This window comes from Caulobacter sp. SL161 (assembly GCF_026672375.1).
Classification (GTDB): domain Bacteria; phylum Pseudomonadota; class Alphaproteobacteria; order Caulobacterales; family Caulobacteraceae; genus Caulobacter.
The window spans coordinates 2,992,297-3,011,856 of sequence record NZ_JAPPRA010000001.1; the positions used below are offsets into that span (position 1 = coordinate 2,992,297).

Genomic DNA, 19,560 nt, shown 5'->3' on the forward strand with positions numbered 1-19,560 from the left:
TACAGTCACTGGTAGCGTACCTGCGGCGGGGAGGTTAAATCCCCGCCCATGACGCTTTCCGCTGATCGGCTCACGGCGCTCGACGCCTTCATCCTCGACCTGAACCGGGCTTCGGCGGAGGTGATCCTGCCGCTGTTCCGGGCCGACCATGGCCTTGAGGACAAGGGCGCAGGCAAGAACCTGCCGCGCGACACCCACGCCGCCTTCGATCCGGTCACCGAGGCCGATCGCGGCGCCGAGGCGGCCATTCGCGCGCTGATCGCCGAGCGTTTTCCCGATCACGGCGTGATCGGCGAGGAGTATGGCGAAGACCGCCCCGACGCCGAGTTCGTCTGGGTGCTCGACCCGATCGACGGCACGCGAGCCTTTATCGCGGGCCTGCCGCTCTGGACTACCTTGATCGGCCTTCGCCACGAAGGACGTCCGGTGCTGGGCTCGATCGGCCAGCCTTACGTCAATGAGATCTTCGTCGGCCACGCCGGCGGCGCGCGCCTGGTCTCGGGCGGCGAAGCACGGCCGATCCGCGTGCGCGAGTGCGCCAACATCAATGACGCCGTCATCGCCACCACCGATCCCGACGCCTGTTTCGACGGCGCCGAGCGCGGGGCCTGGCTACAGGTCCGCGCGGCCGCCAAGCTGGCGCGCCTGGGCTGCGACGCCTACGCCTACGCCATGGTCGCCATGGGCAAGATGGACATGGTCATCGAAGCGGGCCTGAAATCCTGGGACATCGAGGCGGCCATCCCCCTGATCGAGGGCGCCGGCGGCATGGTCACAAACTGGCGCGGCGAGCCCGTCGGCCCGAACGGTGGCCAGATGGTCATCTCGGGTGATCGCCGCCCGCTCGACGAGGCGCTGGTCAGTCTGAGACGTTCGGCGAAATAAGCGGTTCGCGCGGGGCGATCGGATCGACCGTCTCGTCGAAGGCCTGCCAGAACAGCGCGCGGCGGGCGTCGGTCTCGACCAGGATCTCGTGGAAGGCCCCGGCGACCTCGACATAGCGCCCCTTCGGGATACGCCGTGCGATCGACTCGGAGTCGGCGTTCAGCACGCGGTTGTCGAGTTCGGCGCCGAGAATGGTCACCGGAATCGTGATCGCTTCGACCGACTTGCTGCGCCTGAGCCACGCGCACGCTGAGATGGCGAAATCAGCCCAGCCCCAGGTCATGCCCCCCAGAGCGATCTCAGGGTGGGCGCGCAGTTGCGCCTGGTAGCGATCATAGCGCCTCTCGTCGTGGGTAAGACCGTCGCCCTGAAAGGTCTGGGTCAGCGGGTCGTAGGGCGTCTGCACGTACTCGCCGGCCAAACCCACCCGCGACATCACGAAAGCCAGAGGCCGCGCCAGCCAAGGCGGCACGCCTGCGGTGTTCAGGCCCAGCATCGGCGCCGACAGCACGGCGGCGGCGAAACGTGTCTCACCCTGGGCCAGGGCCAGGGTCGTCAGGCAACCGCCCATCGAGTGGCTGACCGCCACCCATGGTTTGGGCATCCGCGCCTCGAACGTGTCGAGCAGCGCCTTGTGGTCGGAAACGAAGGTCTTGAAGCCTCGGGCGTGCCCCTTGAGGCGGTCCGGCAAGGCGCGGGCTGACAGCCCCTGCCCTCGCCAGTCATGCAGCAAGACGGCGAAATCGCGCGCCAAAAGGTCTTCGACGACCTCGAAATACTTCTCAAGCGGCTCGCTGCGTCCGGGGCTGAGCACCACCGAACCCCGGGCGGGGCCTACCGGGAAAAACGTCGCGGCGCGGAGGGTCGCCCCATCCGCGCCGCGGAACCATTCAGCCTTGCCGTGGTCGGGAACCGGGGCCTCGGGAATCGAGACCAGAGGCGCCGGTGTCGCCATGACTTAGCGGAGCTTGGCGAACAGAGCGCCCATCTTGGGCTGCAGGCCCATGGCCACGCCCATGTCCGACAGCTTCAGCTTGCCGGTCATGACGGCCATCGTCGGGTCCAGCTTGCCTTCGCCCATGGCGACCAGGTCGTCCAGGGCCAGGGTCATGGTCAGGTCGGCGGGCTTGTCTTCGTTGGTGACCGAGCCGCCATCGATGTGGATGACGCCCGCGTCCTTCAGGTCGAACTTCAGGGACTTGCCCAGGCCGCTGTCGTCGCCGACGGCGGTTTTGATCTTGTCGGTGAGTTCCTGGATGGTGGCCATGGCGCGATCTCCCTCTGCGCTTGTGGTTTGGTGAAAAGCTAGACCGGCTGACACGGATAAGTAAACACCGTTCAGACGACCAAGATCATTTCTTCTTGCTGTTAAAGTCGGGAGTCGAAGGCGGTTTCGCAAGGCGAACCTTCACCGCTCCCTTGAGTTGATCAGGACGAAAAACCGGCATGCCGTCCGAAAGCGGCAGCGGCTGGGTGCGGCCATCTCCGAAGACAGCGACACCCGACTCAGACTTGGGGAACTCGATGCCGGTCATCTTCGGCGCCGCCATCGCCAGAATGCCCCCAGCCTTGCCGATGACGGTGTTTCCCTCGGCGACGACGCCCGCCAGCTCGCGAGCCTCATACTCGGTTGCTGAGCGCAACACGGGCATGAAGCTCATGTTGAGGCTAAACTTCGAGTCCTTGGCCGCCTTGAGTTCGACAGTGGGCTTTGCCTGCAACTGAGCCAGGGTCGGGAGCTTGGTGAAGATGCCCCTTTCGTCAACAGACAGAGGCAACCGTCCCCCCGTAGCGTCCACCAGGGTCGCCTGGATCGGCGCATTGTTAGCGCTCCGCAAACGGTAGGACACCTTGACCTGGCGGCGCTCGTGAGCGGGGACCTTCAGGAAGGCCTCAAGATAGGGAAACAGCTTCGCCGCAGGCACGTTCTGAACCTCCTGCGCATGAGCGATCGGCGCGGCGGTCAGCATGATCGCCGAGGCTGCGGCGGCGAGAGGATAAGAGAAGGCGTTCTTCATTTCGGTTTCGCGAACTTCAAGGTCATGCGGTCGCTCTCCCCGATCGCATCATATTTGGAATGGTCGAAACCCGGCTCGGCCGGCTCGCCGCGCGGCGCCGACAGGCGCGTCGGCGGCAGGGTCCAGACCCCGAAGGGATGGTCCTTGGTATCCTTGGGATTGGCGTTGATCTCGCTGGTCCCGATCAGAACGAAACCGGCCTCCTTGGCCATCTGGATGACGTAGTCCTGCTGGACATAGCCATCCTCGGCCAGGACGTCCTGCACGCGGCCCGGCTGGCCGCGATGTTCTTCGATCCCGAGAATGCCGCCGGGCTTGAGCGCCGCCAGGGCGTCCTTGAACGCCTTCTCGGCGATGCCGCCGGCCATCCAGTTGTGCAGGTTACGCAGGAACAGCACGAGGTCCGCGCTGCCGTCCGGCGCGACCGGGCCGCTGGTGGGCCCAAAGGCCGTAAACGCGACCTCGCCGTAGACCTTCTTTTTCTCTGCCAGCTTACGCTGGAACCCCTCGACAATCCCCGCAGTCGCCGGATCAGCGGGTCCGGTGGTTTCCAGCAAGGCCTCGTAGAGCTTACCGCGCGTGTCGGCCAGGAAGGGCGCGAGGATGTCGGTGTACCAGCCGGCGCCCGGCCAGAACTCGACCACGGTCTGACCGGGCTTAAGCTCCCAGAATTTCAGGCTTTCGACAGGGTGACGCCAAACGTCGCGCGCGCGGTCGGCCGGCGGACGCCAATTTCCCGCCACCGCCGCCTCGATCGTGTTCGGCCCGGCCTTGGCGGCGGCCTTGGCCTCCGCCTTCGCCGGGTCGTCCTTTTTTCCGCACGACGCCAAGGCCAAGGCGCCGACGCCCGCCACCAAGCTTCGCCGCGACCACAGTTGAACTGGATCCATCATTCCCCCACAGCGCGGAAAAGCCTGGCGACAGACCTTGGCGAAAGTCAGGCCGGCTTGCGGAAGCGCAGGGTCATCCGGTCGCTTTCACCGATGGCGTCGTACTTGCTGCGGTCAAAGTTCGGATCGGCGGGCTGGCCGCCCGGCGCAGTGCGCTTCACCGGCGGCAGGGTCCACACCCCGAACGGATGGTCTTTGGTGTCCTTGGGGTTGGCGTTGATCTCGGACTGAGCGTCCAGCTTGAAGCCGGCCTTCTCGGCGATGGCGATCACCGTGGCGGTGTTGAGATAGCCGTCAGCGCCGGCGGCCTTCTCCGAGCGCGGATCGGCGCGGTGCTCCTCGACCGCCAGCACGCCGCCCGGCTTGAGCACCGCGAAGAAGTCGGCGAAGACCTTGTCGGCGACGCCCGGCTGCACGGTCCAGTTATGGACGTTGCGGGCCGTCAGCACGATGTCGGCCGAGCCCGGCGCGCCGAGCGGACCCGACACCGGACCGAAGTTCGCAAACTGCGGCTTGCCGTACTTGGCTTCGTCGGCGAAGCGGGCTTCGAAGTCCGCCCGCCCCTTGCGGGCGCCTTCCGACAGCTTCGGATTGGCCAGATCGGCGACGCCGGCCACGTAGGTTCCACCGGTGGCCTTGGCGTAGGGCGCCAGGATCGCGGTCCAGTAGCCGCCGCCAGGCGAGACCTCGATCACGGTCTGCTTGGGCTTGAGACCCCAGAAGATCAGGCTCTCATACGGATGACGGGCGCCGTCGCGAGCGACGTCGGCGGCGGGGCGGGTCGGCGAGGCGATCGCAGCCTTCAGGGCGGCGTCGGTGGCGGCGAAGGCGGCCGGCGCGGACAGAGTGAAAGCGGCGGCCAGAAGCAGAACTTGGCGACGAAGCGGCATGGGGAAGTGTCCTTCGGTCGGATGGGAGCGGCGACCTTAGCCATGGTTATCGGCGCGTCAAACGATTCACGTTCTATGAGTTGGCGCCCCTTGAACCCGAAAATCCGCACACCAACTACATCAACGAAGGCGCTGGATGACCGGGCCTTCCGGACCACAGGCGACGCCGATTTCGGGTCGCCGAAGGGACGAAACCCTTGAGACCTTGCTTGATGAGAAGGATCTGACCCTATGCGTACGATCGACCTTTCGCCCCTGTACCGCTCGCTCGTCGGCTTTGACCGCCTCGCCGACCAGCTGGACGCCGCCGCGCGTAACGAAGCGGCCTCGGGCTATCCCCCCTACAATATCGAACGCACCGGCGAGAACGAGTACCGCATCGAGATCGCGGTGGCGGGCTTCAAGCCCGAAGAACTGAACGTCGAGGTGAAGGAAAACCTGCTCACCGTCACCGGCCGCAAGGCCGCCAACGACGAAGCCAAGCAGTACCTGCATCGCGGCTTGGCTGAGCGCAACTTCGAGCGCAAGTTCCAGCTGACCGACTACCTGGTGGTGGTTGACGCCGATCTGTCGAACGGCCTGCTGTCGATCGCGCTGAAGCGCGAACTGCCCGAAGCGCTCAAGCCCCGCACGGTGGAGATCAAGACGCCCGCGGCCTCGACCCTGATCGAAGGCGAAAAGGCCGCGTAGCCCGCAGCCCTGCTGTTTCTGTCTCCCAATCCCCTCTGAACTTGGGCGGCGCCGAAAGGCGCCGTCTTTTTCGTGGGATCAGTCCGGCATCGAAAGATCCAGGCCCTGGATCTGGCTGAGATCCACGTCCCGGAAACTGGTCTTGACCACCCGCGCGCCAGTGAGGTCCGCGCCGCGCAGATCGGCGCCATCGAGGACGGCTTCGCTCAAATCCGCCGTTTGCAACAGCGCGTACCGCAGACGCGCGGCCTGCAGGCTCGACTGAGTCCGACGCTCCGGCCCCAGCGGCAAAGGCGACAGGACTGCTTGCCGCAGATCCGCCTTGGTCAGGTTGGCGCCCGCCAGCTTGGCGCCACGCAGGTCGGCCCCACGCAGATTGGCCGCCCGAAGATCGGCGTTCTGAAGATTGGCGCCCTGCAATTGCGCGCCCGACAGATCAAGACCGATCATGCAGGCGCCCTTGGCGCTCATGGCGGTCAGCCGAAGACCCTTGAGCTTGTCGGCGAGCGGACGCAGATCCTCGCCATCCAGGCGCGCCGCCGAGCCTTCCCGTCCGCCCGTCTGACACCAACGCTGATTGTCGACGCAGCGACGCAGGAGTTCTTCGGCCCGAGCCAAGGCCTCGCGGCTGGCGGCCTTGAGGGTCCCGTTCATGTGAGCGCCGCTGACCCGTGCGGTCGAGGTGTCGACCCCGGCCATGACCGCTCCCGACAGGTTGGCGCCTTCGAGGTTGGTTCCTTTGACGTCGGCGCCGTCGAGGATCGCGCCGCACAGGTTGGCTTCCTTGAGATTCGCGCCCGAGAGCTTGGCGCCCCTGAGCGAGCAATCGCTGAAGTCGGCCTTGAAGGCGGAGACGCCCTCGAACTGCGAGCCGTCCAGCGTGGCCCCGGAGAAGTTGACCTCGTCGGCCTCGCCCTGACGCGTTTCATGGCGCAGCGTATCGAGACCCTTCCGGGGATGGGGAATGGCGATCTGGCCCTCTCGGAAGTCGGCCTGGGTCAGATCCGCCTGGGCGAGGTTGGCGCCGCGCAGGCAAGCGCCGCGCAGGTCGGCGCGGACCATGGACGCCTGGCGCATGTCGCTCTTGCGCAGATCACAGCCAAACAGGCTCGCCCGGTCCAGCTTGGTGCGGACCATGCGGCAGCCCTCGAGGACCGAGGCGGAAAGGTCCGCATCGACCAGGTTCCGAAACGACAGATCTAGGCCCGACAGCTGGACGAAACGGAGCGAAGCCCGCTTACCCCCCTGCTTGCCGGTAACGAATTTCTCGTGCGCCGTTACGATCATGTCGAGCTCGGCTTGGCTCAGGCGGCGTCGCCCGGCCACGCTCTGCGCGGCGTTCATAACGAATTTCCCCGTATGACTTTGTTCTCTTGGTTACGGGGACTCTAACGCCGACCAACGAGCGAAGCGTTAAGACTGCGTCGGATTGTCGCAAAATATTTCTTAGATGACATCATCCAGGCCGCGCGCCGCCAGCCGGATGGCGCCGGTCAGATCCAGGTCGCGTAGCTGCGCGCCGGTAAAGTTGGCGCGCGAGACATCCGCGCCGGCCATTCGGGCCTGTCGCAGGTCGGCGCGCGCGAGGTCGGCGTTGGTAAGAATCGCCCCCGTCAGATCGACCGGCAGCAAGCGGTCGGCTGCGATGAGCAGCGGCCCCAGCTGGGCGTCACGCAGGTCCGCTCCCGTCAGCTTGGCGCCCTTCAACCGCGCACCCCGCAGGTCGGCGCGGCGCAGGTTACAGGCTCGCAGATCGGCGCCATCCAACTGCGCGCCCTGCATCTGCACGCCTTCCATGTCGAGGCCGTAGAACACCGCCCCCTTCGCCGACAGGGCCGTGAGATTGAAGCCACGGATGGATCGCAGATTCCGCAGATCGGCCTTGTCGAACACCGAGGGCTTACCCTCGCCCCCGCCGGTCTCGATCCATCGCGCGTGGTCAGCGATCATCTGCTCATACGGCAGGTCAGAGACGCTTGTGCCCGACGGCTTGTCGGTCAACGCGCCGTCCATATTAGTGTCGTTGACGTTCCAGGACAGGGTCTTGGCCCCAACCAGCACGGCGTTGCGCAGATCAGCGCCGGCGAGGTTGGCCCCGGAAAGATCGGCCCCCGCAAGGTTGGCGCCGTTGAAATTGGCCTGTTTGAGGTTGGCCCGCACCAGCTTGGCGTCCTTCAGGATCGCGTCGCTGAAGTCCGCCTTTGTCGCGACGATGCCCGACAGGCGCGAACGCTCGAGGTTGGCGCCCGACAGGTTCGCCCCGGCCGCGAAGGCTTCGCGCTGGGTCGGTTCGATGACGCGATAACCTTCCTTGCGGTCGGCGGCGGCGATCGTGCCTTCCCGCAGGTCGGCCTCGAACATGTCGGCGCCGGTCAGGTTGGCGCCGCGCAGACTGGATCCGCGCAGGTCAGCCCGCCGCAACGAGGCGTCGGTCAAGTCGGCGCCTTGCAGATCCGCGCCATAGAAGTTGGCGTTGTCCAGCTTGGCTTTTCGCAGGTCACAGCCGACGAGAATAGCGCCGGTGAAATCGGCGTCGCAGAGATTGCGCCCCGGCACGGAGAGGCCAGACAGGTCGCAGAACGCGAACACCGCGCGCGCGCCTCCCATCCGCGCCGACCACAGACGGTCGTGCTTGGCGCAGATGACGTCCACTTCGTACTGCGTCAGGCGCTTGTATTCTTGTGGCGTGCTGGCGGCGGCGCTCATGGCTCGCTGGGTGTCCCGAGTTAACGCGACACCTTGCGCAGAGCAAAATTAACGCCGTGTTTCCAACACCTTCCGCTTAAGCTTTCGGCGCTTTAACCAACTTTGGGAAGCGCTTCAGCCCGACTGTCGTCCAGGTAGCGCGCGCCGGTCGGCTTCAATGCAGCATCCAGGTCGATCACCAGCGGATTGCCGGTCGGAATCTCCACCCCGACGATCTGGTCGTCCGGCACGTTGAACAGGTGCTTGACGATGGCGCGCAACGAGTTGCCGTGGGCGGCGATCAGCACAGTCTCGCCGGCCTTGAGATGCGGAGCGATGTCGCTTTCCCAGTAGGGCAGAACGCGGACCAGCGTCGTCGCCAGGCTTTCCGTGCTGGGCAGGCTTGCGCCCTTGTAGCGGCGGTCCTTGCTGAAGTCGTACTCGCCCCCCGGCGCCAGTTGCGGCGGCGGGATATCGTACGAACGGCGCCAGATGGTCACCTGCTCGACGCCGTGCTTTTCGGCGGTCTCTGCCTTGTTCAGGCCCGTCAGCCCGCCGTAGTGACGCTCGTTCAGGCGCCAGTCCTTAGTCACGGGGATGAAGCTCTGCTTGGCGGCGTCCAGCGCCAGATTGCCCGTGCGGATGGCGCGGGTCTGAACCGAGGTGAACAAGCGGTCGATCTCGATGCCCGCTGCGGCGATCAGTTCGCCCCCCTTCCGAGCCTGGGCCTCGCCCTCGGCGGTCAGGTCGACGTCGACCCAGCCGGTGAAGCGGTTTTCCAGGTTCCACTGGCTTTGGCCATGGCGGAGCAGGACGAGCGTCGGCATCGGGCTTCCTTCGGAGATCAGGGCAATACCAGGGCGGGCTAAGGCCAGCCCGCTTCAGCGTCAAGCGCCGAAGCGGCCAAGGACGCGATCAGCCCGGTGCGCGCCCCCTCCCCCAGGCCGCCGCGCGTGCTATAGGCGAGCCATGCCTGATCGCATCTTCATGCCTCTCATGGGACTCATCGCCGCCGCGCTGATCGCCCTCTCCCTCGTCTGGCCCCAGGGCCAGGGCGACCGCTCCTGGGGCCCCTTCGGCCACACGCCCGTTCAGCAGACCCCGGAGATGAAGGCCAAAATTCAGCGGGAAAAGGACTCGGCGCGCCGTCGGGACGAGGCGGCGAAGAAGGCTGTCGAGGCCATGGATCAGCTTTCGCAATGAGCGACTTCGACGCTGTTCAGGTCGGCCGCCGCGTCCTCGCCGTAGAAGCCGATGCGCTGCGCGTCCTCGCCGACTCGCTTGGCGAGGCCTTCGCCAATGCGGTCGAGACGATCTTCAACGCCAAGGGTCGCGTCGTCTGCACGGGCATGGGCAAGTCGGGGCATGTGGCGCGGAAGATCGCCGCCACCCTCGCCTCGACCGGCACCCAGGCGATGTTCGTCCACCCCGCCGAAGCCTCGCACGGCGACCTGGGCATGATCGGGCCCGACGACGTGGTTCTGGCGCTGTCCAAGTCGGGCGCCGGCCGCGAACTGGCCGACACCCTGGCGTACGCCAAGCGCTTCTCGATCCCGCTGCTCGCCATGACCGCCGTGGCCGACAGCCCGCTCGGTCAGGCGGGTGACATCCTGCTGCTGCTCCCCGACGCGCCCGAGGGGACGGCGGAAGTGAACGCACCGACCACGTCGACCACCCTACAGATCGCGCTGGGCGACGCGATCGCCGTAGCCCTGCTGGAGCGGCGCGGCTTCACCGCCAGCGACTTCCGCGTCTTCCACCCCGGCGGCAAGCTCGGCGCGATGCTGCGCACGGTCGGCGACCTGATGCACGGCGCCGATGAGCTTCCCCTGATCGCTGCAGACGCCGCCATGCCCGACGCTTTGCTGGTCATGAGCGAAAAGCGTTTCGGCGCGGTCGGCGTTGTTGATGAGGCGGGTCGCCTCAGTGGCTTGATCACGGACGGCGATCTGCGTCGACACATGGATGGGCTGCTGACCCACACCGCCGGCGAGGTCATGACGCACGCTCCCCTGACCATCGGCCCCGGCGCCCTGGCCGCCGAAGCGCTGAAGGTTATGAACGAGCGGCGGATCACCGTGCTTTTCGTCGTCGAGCGCGAACGCCCCGTCGGCATTCTGCATGTGCACGACCTGCTTCGCGCGGGTGTGATCTAGATCACAATCAACGACTGTAAACTTCTTCATGTGAACGCGATAGCCGTCTGCGAAAGAGATAGCTAATGCGCCCCTGTAAAAACTGAAGCGAGCCTTCAATGTTCTCCGCGCCCCGCGCCGATCTGGTTCCCAATACGGCCGCCTACGAAAACGAGCCCCTGGTCAAGGCGACGGGCTTTCGCGAGTACGACGCACGCTGGCTGTTTGGGCCGGAGATCAATCTCCTGGGCGTGCAGGCCCTGGGTCTGGGTCTTGGGACCTACATCCACGAGCTGGGCCAATCGAAGATCGTGGTCGGCCACGACTTCCGCTCATACTCGACCTCGATCAAGAACGCCCTGATCCTGGGCCTGATCGGCGCCGGCTGCGAAGTGCATGACATTGGCCTCGCCCTGTCGCCCACCGCCTATTTCGCCCAGTTCGACCTCGACATTCCGTGCGTGGCCATGGTCACCGCCAGCCACAACGAGAACGGCTGGACCGGCGTGAAGATGGGCGCCCAGAAGCCCCTGACCTTCGGCCCCGACGAGATGAGCCGCCTGAAGGACATCGTGCTGAACGCCAAGTTCGTGGAACGCGACGGCGGCAAGCTGGTCCGGGTGCAAGGCGAGGCCCAGCGCTACATCGACGACGTCGCCAAGCGCGCCAGCGTCACGCGCCCCCTGAAAGTCATCGCCGCCTGCGGCAACGGCACGGCCGGCGCCTTCGTGGTCGAGGCCCTGCAGAAGATGGGTGTGGCTGAGGTGGTCCCGATGGACACCGACCTGGACTTCACCTTCCCCAAGTACAACCCGAACCCCGAAGACGCCGAGATGCTGCACGCGATGGCCCACGCCGTCCGTGAAACCGGCGCGGACCTGGCGTTCGGCTTCGACGGCGACGGCGACCGCTGCGGCGTCGTAGACGACGAGGGCGAGGAGATCTTCGCCGACAAGATCGGCCTGATGCTGGCGCGGGATCTGGCGCCGCTGCATCCCGGCGCGACCTTCGTCGTGGATGTGAAGTCCACGGGCCTCTACGCCACCGACCCGATCCTGGCTGCCCATGGCTGCAAGGTCATCTACTGGAAGACCGGCCACAGCTACATCAAGCGCAAGAGCGCCGAACTGGGCGCCCTGGCCGGCTTCGAGAAGAGCGGCCACTTCTTCATGAACGGCGAACTGGGCTACGGCTATGACTGCGGCCTGACCGCCGCCGCCGCCATCCTGGCCATGCTGGACCGCAATCCGGGCCTGAAGCTGTCGGACATGCGCAAGGCCCTCCCCGTCGCCTTCACCTCGCTGACCATGAGCCCGCACTGCGGCGACGAGGTGAAGTACGGCGTCGTGGCCGACGTGGTGAAGGAATACGAGGACCTGTTCGCCGCCGGCGGCTCGATCTTGGGCCGCAAGATAACCGAGGTGATCACGGTCAATGGCGTGCGCGTCCACCTGGAGGATGGCTCGTGGGTGCTGGTCCGCGCCTCGTCGAACAAACCCGAGGTCGTGGTGGTGGTCGAGAGCACCCGGTCCGAAGACGACATGCGCGCCCTCTTCCGCCAGGAGGTCAAGCCGCGCCTCGGCGACCGGGTCGGCAAGTACAATCAGGAAATCTGAGCGGGCGGCCGTCGTCCTCCCCCTTCGACAAGCTCAGGGTGAGGGCTATGTTCAGCGCCGCACTAGAAAACCTCACCCCGAGCCTGTCTAAGGGCGAGGTTTACGAACCAAGACACTTGTCATGATCAAGCTCCGCCCTTCCCGCCCCGAAGACGGCCCACGCGTCATCGAGATCTGGGCGGCCGCCGTGGATGCGACGCATGACTTCCTCTCGCCGGAGGATCGCGCCGCGATCGGTCGGGAGGTCGAGGCGTTCCTGCCCTACGCGCCGCTGACGGTGGCGGTGGACCGCCGCGATCGCCCCGTCGGCTTCCTGCTGATCGACGGCGCCCATATGGAAGCGCTGTTCATAGACCCCGAGCATCGGGATGCGGGCGTGGGGCGCATGCTGATCGAATACGCCCTGGCGGTGCACCCAGTCCTGACCACAGACGTCAACGAGCAGAACCTCCAGGCGCTCGGCTTCTACGAACACATGGGCTTCGAACGGACCGGCTGGTCGGCGACGGACGGTCAGGGACGAGCCTATCCGCTGATTCATCTACGCTTTGGCGTTTGACCCGAACTCGGCTTAGCTGCGGCGTCCCAGCCCAGAGTCTCCGATGCGCCGCATTCTGACCGCCCTCGCCCTCCTGCTCAGCCCCGGGCTCGCGTCCGCGGGACCATCGATCCTCCTGAAGCCCGACAAGGTCTGGACGGCGGAGAACGCCGGGCCGCCGCGCGAAGGCTGGGCCGTGTTGGTCAGGGACGGAAAGATCGCCGCCGTCGGCCCGGCCGCGCAGATCGGGGAGTCCGGCGCGGAAGTTGTCGAGCTACCGGGCGCGACGCTGATCCCAGGCCTGATGGACCTGCACAGCCACCTGTTCCTGCATCCCTACAACGAAGCCTCGTGGGATGATCAGGTGCTGAAGGAAACGCCGAGCTACCGAACTCTCCGCGCGGCGATGCAGGCCAAGGCCACGCTGGAGGCCGGGTTCACAACCTTGCGCGATCTTGGCACCGAGGGCGCGGGCACGGCGGACGTTCCCCTGAAGAAGGCGATCAATGATGGCCTGATCCCAGGCCCGCGCCTCTTCGTGACGACCCAGGCCATTGTCGCCACCGGCGCCTATGGCCCGGCCCGGAAAAACTACAATCCCGAGGCGGAGATCCCGCAGGGCGCGCAGGAAGCCAGCGGCGTTCTCGAGGTGGTCAAGGCTGTGCGCGAACAGTCCGGGGCCGGCGCAGACTGGATCAAGGTCTATGCCGACTACCGCATCGGGCCGGACGGTTCGACGCAGCCGACGTTCAGCGTCGAGGAGTTGAAGGCCCTGGTCGAGACCGCGCATTCCAGCGGCCGCCCTGTGTCGGCCCACGCAGCCAGCGATGAAGGGATGCGTCGCGCGATCCTGGCCGGGGTCGATACGATCGAGCACGGCTATGGCGGCTCGGAAGCCACCTTCAAGCTGATGGCCGAAAAGGGTGTCGTGTTCTTCCCGACCCTGACGGCGGTCGAGAGCACCTCGACCTATTTCGGCGGCTATGTCGCGGGCAAGACGGCCCCGACCCCGGCGATGCAGGCGGCCGAGCGCGCGTTCCGCCTGGCGGTCAAGGCTGGCGTAACCATCGGCATGGGCAGCGATGTCGGCGTCTTCAAGCACGGCGACAATGCGCGCGAGCTGGTTTGGCTGGTCCGCTACGGTTTGACGCCCGCCCAGGCGCTGCTCACGGCCACGGCGGTGGACGCAAAGGTCCTGGGCCGGGCCAACGATCTCGGCCAAATCAAATCCGGCTACCTCGCCGACCTCGTCGCGGTGAAGGGCGATCCGACGCGGACCATCGAGGCCACGCGCGATGTCGTTCTGGTGATGAAGGCCGGAAAAATCGTCGTTCGTCCCTGATCGTCGCGGCGAACGCCTTGTTGCGCTTGGGACCGTTCACACGGCCCGCTAAGCAAGGCTTGTCGCCTGAAGGAGTCGCCATGCGCCTGTCCGCTCTCGTCCTGGCCTGCCTTTGCCTGATCGCCTCGCCCGCCCTGGCGCAGAAGCTGGACGAGACGCCGCGCGTGGCGGTCATCTCGGCCTTTCCGCCGGAGATCGGGGCGCTGAACGCCGCCACCGCCGAGCACAAGGCCTACGAGGTCAACGGCGTGCGGTTCATGACCGGCCAGCTCGAGGGCAAGCCGGTGGTGGTGTTCCTCAGCGGGGTGTCGATGGTCAACGCGGCCATGACCACTCAGATGGCGCTGGACCGTTTCAACATCACCCGCATCGTCTTCTCCGGCATTGCGGGCGGCGTCGATGAGAGCCTCGACATCGGCGACGTCGTGGTCGCCGACCAGTGGGCCCAGAACCTGGAGAGCGCCTTCGCGCGCGAGACCGACAAGGGCTTCGAGATCTCTCCCAGCATCCGCACGACGACCCTGGCCAACTACGGGATGATCTTCCCGCGCGGCATCCATATGCCGGGCGACGCCCTGGGCACGCCGGCCCGGGTCTGGTTCCCGGCCGATGCGGCCTTGCTGGATACCGCCCGCAAGGTCGCGGCGGACGTCTCGCTCCAGCGCTGCGCGGCCGACAAATGCCTGCTCCATCCGCCGAAGGTCGTCATCGGCGGCAACGGCGTCTCGGCCTCTGTGTTCCTCGACAACGCCGCCTACCGCAAATACCTGCGCGCCACCTTCGAAGCCCGGGTGGTCGACATGGAGAGCGCGGCCGTCGCCCATGTGGCCCTGGTCAACAAGACCCCGTTCATCGCCTTCCGCAGCCTGTCGGACCTGGCCGGCGGCGGCGCGGGCGCCAACGAGATGCACACCTTCATGGCCCTGGCCTCGGATAACTCGGCCACGGTGGTGAAGGCGTTCGTCAAGGCCTTGCCCTAGATTTCCGAACGTCTTGAGTTCAGACCCCGGAGGAGCAAACCATGTCGTCTTTCGATCGCCGCGTCCTCATCTCGGGCGCCCTCGTCGCCGGCGCGACGCTGGCGACGCCGGCCAGCGCCGCGCCTGACGCGCCCATGCTGTTTCACCAGGTCTTCTTCTGGCTGAAGAACCCGGGCGACAAGGCTGATCGGGACAAACTGATCGCGGGGCTGAAGGCGCTGAAGGCCATCGACGTCATCCAGCAACTGCACGTCGGCGTGCCTGCTGCGACCGAGAAGCGCGACGTCGTCGACAACAGCTACGATGTCTCCGAGCTCATGGTCTTCAAGAGCGTCGAGGACCAGAAGCGCTACCGGGACCACCCGCTGCTCCAGAAGTTCGTGGCCGATTGCAGCCATCTGTGGAGCAAGGTGGTGGTCTACGACTCGATGTCGGTCTGAAAGGACGGACGCCCCGGCCTCTAAAAATCCCGTGTCATCCCGGAAGCCTCGCAGAGGCTATCCGGGACCCAGGGGTTGCAAGAGCGCTGTACGCGCCGCCCCTGGGTCCCGGCTCTGCGCTGCGCTCCGGCCGGGATGACACGGAAGGAGTAAGCGGCTACCGCGTCCCGAACGTACGGTCGCCGGCGTCGCCGAGCCCCGGCACGATGTAGCCGTGGCCATTGAGCGTCTGGTCGATCGCGGCCGTCCAGATCGGCACGTCCGGGTGCGCCTCGCGTAGCGCATCGACGCCCGCCTGCGCGGCCAGCAGGCAGACAAAGCGCAGGTTGGTCACGCCATAGTGCTTGAGGCGCCTGATCGCCGCGATGGCCGAGTGGCCGGTGGCCAGCATCGGATCGACCACGATGACCAGGCGGCCGGCGATGTCCTCGGGCGCCTTGAAATAGTATTCGACCGCCTCCAGCGTCTCGTGGTCGCGATAGAGGCCGATGTGCGCCACCCGCGCCGAGGGGACCAGGTCCAGCATGCCCTCGCACATGCCCAGGCCGGCGCGCAGGATCGGCGCAAAGACCAGCTTCTTGCCGGCGATCTCATAGGCCGTGGTCGGCGCCACAGGCGTCTCGATCCGGACCTCGTCCATCGGCAGATCGCGGGTGACCTCATAGCAGATCAACGTCGCGGTCTCGCGCATCAGGGCGCGGAACGTCTTCGTCGAGGTCGCCTTGTCCCGCATCTTGGTCAGCTTGTGCTGGACGAGCGGATGGCTGACGACGGTGACCTGAGACATGGGAAAATCCGGCTAGGAGCTTAGGCCCACGCTCCTAGCACGGTGTCTCGAAATCAGGCCAGTTGGTCGCCGATCGGCAAGGACCGGATGCGTTTGCCGGTCGCCGCGAAGATGGCGTTGCACAGGGCCGCCGGGGCCGGCGGATAGGCCGGCTCGCCAAGGCCCGTCGGATTGTTGTCCGACAGCTTGTAACGCACCTCGACGGGCGGCGCGTCGGCCATGCGCAGCAGTGGGAAGTCGCCGAAATTGCTGTTCACCGCCGCGCCGTTCTCGAAGGTGATGCTCTGGTAGAGCGTGCTGCCGATGGCGTCGAGGATCGAGCCCTGCATCTGCTGGTCGGCCCCGCTGGGGTTGACGATCTGGCGGCCGACATCGGCGGCGGCCCAGACCTTGTCGACCTTCACCGCGCCGTCCTTGACCGTCACCTGCATGACCACCGCCACATAGCCCAGATGGCTGTAGTGGCAGGCCACGCCCAGGCCCGTGCCCTTGGGAAGCTTTCGCCCCCAGCCCGACATCTCGGCCGCAAGGTCGAGCACGCCGCGCATGCGGCCGGTGTGGAAGCTGTCGCCCTTGCCCGGCTCGCCCAGGAGGCGCGGCTCGCCCAGCAGCTCGCGACGGAAGGCGACGGGGTCCTTGCCTGCGGCCAGGGCCAGCTCGTCGGTGAAGCTCTGGATCACAAAGCCGAAGGCGTTGTTACCCGGCGCACGCAGGAAGCCGGTCGGGAAGCCCAGCGGCATCACCGACACGTCGTGACGATAGTTAGCCACGGCCCGGCACGGGAACTGGGTCGAGTTCATCGCCGCGGCGGTGTTGAAGGTCTCGCTTTCGCCAAACGTGATGAAGTGGTTCTTCCAGGCGACCAGAGCGCCCTTGGCGTCCAGACCGGCGGTCAGGTTGTGCCAGCCGCCCGGACGATAGAAGTCGTGTTGCATGTCATCCTCGCGGGTCCAGATCAGCTGGACCGGCGCATTGACCTTGGCAGCGATGGCGGCGGCCTCAACCATGTAGTCGTTCATCAGACGGCGACCAAAGCCGCCGCCGCCACGGATCAGATGGATGGTGATCGCCGACGGATCGACGTTCAGCGCCCGCGCGACCAGGGCGCGACCGGACTCGGGGTTCTGGGTCGGAGCCCAGATCTCAACCTTGCCGTCCTTGACCTGCGCGGTGCAGTTCTGCGGCTCCAGCGCGGCATGAGCGATGAAGGGGTAGCTGTAGGCGGCGCTGACGGTCTTGGCAGCGCTCTTCAGCGCCGCCTCGACATCCCCGTCGTTGTGCAGGTTGCGATGCGGCGGCGCGGCGGCCAGTTCGGCCGCCTTGGCCGCGAAGCTCGCGGTGCTCTGGCCGGCCGTCGGGTGCTCGGCCCACTGGATCTGCAGCGCCTCACGGCCCTTGCGCGCCGCCCACCAGCTGTCGGCCACCACGGCCACGCCCGGCAACAGCCCCTGCAGGTTGGTCCCGCCCTCGATGACGAAGGCGTCGCGGACGCCCTTCACCGCCTTGGCCGGCGCCAGATCGACCGACGCCACCTTGGCCCCATAGACCGGCGCCTTGGCGAAGGTGGCGAACAGCATGCCCGGAAGGCGCACGTCGATGCCGTAGGTCGGCTGGCCGGTGACGATCGCGTCGAGGTTCTGGCTCTTGTGGCTCTTGCCGATGATCCGGAAGGCCTTGGGGTCCTTGAGCGTCAGCGATTTGGGGTCGGGCGGGGTGAGCGCCGCGGCGGCCTGCGCCAGCTCGCCGTAGGACGCGCGGCGCTTGCTGGCGGCGTGGACCACGACGCCCGGCTCGGTCGTCAGGCTCTCGGCCGGGACGTTCCAGCGCGCGGCGGCCGCGGCGATCAGCAGGGCGCGGACCGTCGCGCCCACCCGGCGCAGGCCGTCATACTCCAGCGTCGTGGCCATGCTGCCGCCGGCCACCTGGCGTCCGTAAACCTTGGTATCGGCGATGGCCTGCTCGACCGTGACCGCCGACCAGTCGACATCCAGCTCCTCGGCGATCAGCATCGGCAGGGCCGTCTTGATCCCCTGCCCCACCTCGGGAACCTTGGAGGCGATGGTCACCTTGCCGTCCGGCGCGATGCGGACATAGGCGTTGATCTTGGTGTCGCCCGCCGCGCGGCTTTCGGCCGACAGGGTGAAGCTGAGCAGCAGGCCGCCCCCGAGGGCCGCGCCCGATTGCAGGACAAGGCGACGGGTCGGGTCGCGCAGGATCTCGCCGTCCATGATCAAGCCTTCTCCAGACCGGCGGCGACCTTGATCGCCTTCTTGATGCGGATGTAGGTGGCGCAGCGGCAGAGGTTACCGTTCATCGCCGCGTCGATCTCCTCGTCAGTCGGCTTGGGCGTAGCGGCCAGCAGGGCCGTGGCCGACATGATCTGGCCCGCCTGGCAGTAGCCGCACTGGGGCGTGTCGACCGCCTTCCAGGCCGCCTGGACCTTGGCGCCGACCGCCGTCTTGCCCACGCCCTCGATGGTGGTCACCTTTTGCTGACCCACGTCGCTGATCGGCGTCACGCAGGCGCGCACCGGCGCGCCGTCCAGATGCACGGTGCAGGCGCCGCACAGCGCCGCGCCGCAGCCGTACTTGGCGCCGACCAGACCCAGCGTATCGCGCAGCACCCACAGCAGCGGCGTGTCGCCATCGACATCCGCCGTGCGGCTTTCTCCGTTGACGCTCAGCGTAAAGGCCATGGTCAAAGGCTCCTGATTGGGGTGGCGATGGTCGGCCGCCGAGGCGGCTTTCAAGCTCTGAACTCCAATGTGGCGTGGCGAGTCGCAATTGGGAAGCGCCCCGCCCCTCGCAAGACGACGCCAGACCGGGCTAATCATCCGCCCAAAGACATTTTTCCGCGACAAAGCCAGACGTGTCGCGTATGGGCCTCGCCTTGGCGAGCGCCGGGCCCGGGTCATCGCCCGCTGCGTCCCAATGTCCCGCCTTAGCGTAACGACCTCGACGACTCAGCCGATCGCGGGCGCTATGGGCGGCGTCGGCGCGGGGCCAAGACATGGCGACGGTGGCGGACTATCTCGGATTCTGAATGACGTGAGCCAAGCGGGCGAAAAGACAGAAGGACGCAAGAGCGGCAAGCGCCGCCAGATCGCCGCCCTGCCCTGGCGCGGCGAGGGCGAGGCCCTGCGCATCCTGCTGGTCTCCTCCCGTGAAACCCGCCGCTGGGTGATCCCCAAGGGCTGGCCGATGAAGGATCGCTCCGACCCCGAGGCCGCCGCCCAGGAGGCCTATGAGGAGGCCGGCCTGAAAGGCGTCATCGCCGCCAAGCCCTTTGGCGAGTACCCCTATCTGAAGCGGCTGAAGAACGGCCAGGCGCGCCTGGTCCGGGTCGACGTCTTCCCGCTCGAGGTCACCGCGCAACTCGAGACCTGGCCGGAACAGGGTCAGCGCACGCTGGAATGGATGACGCCGGTCGAGGCCGCGCTCGCCGTTCAGGAGCCCGAGTTGCGCGACCTGATCGCCTGTTTCGCCGGTGTGGACCTGGCCAGTGAGCACGACACCCCCACCAAGGCCCCGACGCCCGTGCGCGTGGCCTTCCAGCGCCTGCGCCGCCGCGTCACGGCGCTGTGGGGCCGCTACCGAAGCTAGGCGGTTTGATCAAAAGGCCTGTGGACAAGTCTTCGCCGCGCGCATAATGTTCTCATTATGTT

21 protein-coding genes and 1 pseudogene are annotated in these 19,560 nt (G+C 66.7%); 10 read left to right on the top strand and 12 right to left on the bottom strand.

The features are described from left to right. Positions 1-48 precede the first annotated feature (48 nt). Positions 49-885, top strand: a complete 837-nt coding sequence (hisN, locus tag OVA11_RS14710; RefSeq protein ID WP_268068054.1) for a histidinol-phosphatase — start codon at positions 49-51, stop codon at positions 883-885. On the opposite strand, the gene OVA11_RS14715 is transcribed toward hisN, so the two are convergent. From OVA11_RS14715 to OVA11_RS14735, 5 genes are all read right to left on the bottom strand, one after another. Continuing rightward, positions 860-1,840, bottom strand: a complete 981-nt coding sequence (locus OVA11_RS14715) for an alpha/beta fold hydrolase (RefSeq protein ID WP_268068055.1) — start codon at positions 1,838-1,840, stop codon at positions 860-862. The genes hisN and OVA11_RS14715 overlap by 26 nt on opposite strands. A gap of 3 nt (positions 1,841-1,843) precedes the next feature. Further along, positions 1,844-2,152: an SCP2 sterol-binding domain-containing protein gene (locus OVA11_RS14720; protein ID WP_010920115.1), complete on the bottom strand. Its 309-nt coding sequence runs from the start codon at positions 2,150-2,152 to the stop codon at positions 1,844-1,846. An 85-nt stretch (positions 2,153-2,237) separates the two neighbouring features. Beyond that, on the bottom strand, positions 2,238-2,903 hold the full coding sequence (locus tag OVA11_RS14725) for a DUF2987 domain-containing protein (protein WP_268068056.1): 666 nt from the start codon (positions 2,901-2,903) through the stop codon (positions 2,238-2,240). Beyond that, a complete protein-coding gene (locus tag OVA11_RS14730) occupies positions 2,900-3,796 on the bottom strand; it encodes a class I SAM-dependent methyltransferase (RefSeq protein ID WP_268068057.1) in 897 nt (298 codons plus the stop codon). The genes OVA11_RS14725 and OVA11_RS14730 overlap by 4 nt, the downstream gene beginning before the upstream one ends. Positions 3,797-3,840: 44 nt before the next feature. After that, on the bottom strand, positions 3,841-4,683 hold the full coding sequence (locus OVA11_RS14735) for a class I SAM-dependent methyltransferase (RefSeq protein ID WP_010920118.1): 843 nt from the start codon (positions 4,681-4,683) through the stop codon (positions 3,841-3,843). Positions 4,684-4,914: 231 nt separating this feature from the next. Here OVA11_RS14735 and OVA11_RS14740 point away from each other — a divergent pair, with 231 nt between their 5' ends. Next, positions 4,915-5,373 (top strand): Hsp20 family protein, encoded by a 459-nt coding sequence (locus OVA11_RS14740; RefSeq protein WP_268068058.1) that lies wholly within the window; start codon positions 4,915-4,917, stop codon positions 5,371-5,373. Between the two features lie 78 nt (positions 5,374-5,451). On the opposite strand, the gene OVA11_RS14745 is transcribed toward OVA11_RS14740, so the two are convergent. The 3 genes from OVA11_RS14745 to gpmA all read right to left on the bottom strand — a co-directional run bounded on the left by OVA11_RS14745 (position 5,452) and on the right by gpmA (position 8,885). Beyond that, positions 5,452-6,717 (bottom strand): pentapeptide repeat-containing protein, encoded by a 1,266-nt coding sequence (locus OVA11_RS14745; RefSeq protein ID WP_268068059.1) that lies wholly within the window; start codon positions 6,715-6,717, stop codon positions 5,452-5,454. A 102-nt stretch (positions 6,718-6,819) separates the two neighbouring features. After that, complete coding sequence (locus OVA11_RS14750; RefSeq protein WP_268068060.1) at positions 6,820-8,079, bottom strand: pentapeptide repeat-containing protein; 1,260 nt, start codon at positions 8,077-8,079, stop codon at positions 6,820-6,822. A gap of 92 nt (positions 8,080-8,171) precedes the next feature. Continuing rightward, entirely contained in the window at positions 8,172-8,885 is a 714-nt protein-coding gene (gpmA, locus tag OVA11_RS14755) for a 2,3-diphosphoglycerate-dependent phosphoglycerate mutase (RefSeq protein WP_268068061.1), read from the bottom strand. Positions 8,886-9,045: 160 nt separating this feature from the next. Here gpmA and OVA11_RS14760 point away from each other — a divergent pair, with 160 nt between their 5' ends. From OVA11_RS14760 to OVA11_RS14790, 7 genes are all read left to right on the top strand, one after another. After that, a complete protein-coding gene (locus OVA11_RS14760; RefSeq protein ID WP_024265784.1) occupies positions 9,046-9,261 on the top strand; it encodes a hypothetical protein in 216 nt (71 codons plus the stop codon). Further along, complete coding sequence (locus OVA11_RS14765; RefSeq protein WP_268068062.1) at positions 9,258-10,214, top strand: KpsF/GutQ family sugar-phosphate isomerase; 957 nt, start codon at positions 9,258-9,260, stop codon at positions 10,212-10,214. The genes OVA11_RS14760 and OVA11_RS14765 overlap by 4 nt, the downstream gene beginning before the upstream one ends. Positions 10,215-10,312: 98 nt before the next feature. After that, positions 10,313-11,809, top strand: a complete 1,497-nt coding sequence (locus OVA11_RS14770) for a phosphomannomutase/phosphoglucomutase (RefSeq protein ID WP_268068063.1) — start codon at positions 10,313-10,315, stop codon at positions 11,807-11,809. A gap of 121 nt (positions 11,810-11,930) precedes the next feature. Continuing rightward, positions 11,931-12,368 carry an acetyltransferase gene (locus tag OVA11_RS14775; RefSeq protein WP_268068064.1) on the top strand — a complete coding sequence of 146 codons (438 nt, stop codon included), beginning with the start codon at positions 11,931-11,933 and terminating at the stop codon, positions 12,366-12,368. A gap of 43 nt (positions 12,369-12,411) precedes the next feature. Beyond that, positions 12,412-13,689, top strand: a complete 1,278-nt coding sequence (locus tag OVA11_RS14780; protein WP_268068065.1) for a metal-dependent hydrolase family protein — start codon at positions 12,412-12,414, stop codon at positions 13,687-13,689. Positions 13,690-13,769: 80 nt separating this feature from the next. Then, the gene (locus tag OVA11_RS14785) at positions 13,770-14,669 is read left to right on the top strand and encodes a 5'-methylthioadenosine/S-adenosylhomocysteine nucleosidase (protein ID WP_268068066.1); all 900 of its coding nucleotides are present in this window, start codon (positions 13,770-13,772) and stop codon (positions 14,667-14,669) included. A gap of 41 nt (positions 14,670-14,710) precedes the next feature. Beyond that, on the top strand, positions 14,711-15,109 hold the full coding sequence (locus OVA11_RS14790) for a Dabb family protein (RefSeq protein WP_012640452.1): 399 nt from the start codon (positions 14,711-14,713) through the stop codon (positions 15,107-15,109). Between the two features lie 60 nt (positions 15,110-15,169). Here the strand turns inward: OVA11_RS14790 and OVA11_RS14795 are convergent. The 4 genes and pseudogenes from OVA11_RS14795 to OVA11_RS14810 all read right to left on the bottom strand — a co-directional run. Beyond that, positions 15,170-15,250, bottom strand: a pseudogene (locus tag OVA11_RS14795) (hypothetical protein); the annotation flags it as partial. 16 nt (positions 15,251-15,266) lie between these two features. After that, positions 15,267-15,896, bottom strand: coding sequence for a uracil phosphoribosyltransferase (upp, locus tag OVA11_RS14800; protein WP_268068067.1), 630 nt, complete (start codon positions 15,894-15,896; stop codon positions 15,267-15,269). Between the two features lie 53 nt (positions 15,897-15,949). Next, entirely contained in the window at positions 15,950-18,124 is a 2,175-nt protein-coding gene (locus tag OVA11_RS14805; protein ID WP_268068068.1) for a xanthine dehydrogenase family protein molybdopterin-binding subunit, read from the bottom strand. Positions 18,125-18,126: 2 nt separating this feature from the next. Beyond that, on the bottom strand, positions 18,127-18,591 hold the full coding sequence (locus tag OVA11_RS14810; protein ID WP_268068989.1) for a (2Fe-2S)-binding protein: 465 nt from the start codon (positions 18,589-18,591) through the stop codon (positions 18,127-18,129). Positions 18,592-18,934: 343 nt separating this feature from the next. On the opposite strand from OVA11_RS14810, the gene OVA11_RS14815 reads away from it, so the two are divergent. Next, positions 18,935-19,498 (top strand): NUDIX hydrolase, encoded by a 564-nt coding sequence (locus OVA11_RS14815; RefSeq protein ID WP_268068990.1) that lies wholly within the window; start codon positions 18,935-18,937, stop codon positions 19,496-19,498. Positions 19,499-19,560 lie beyond the last annotated feature (62 nt).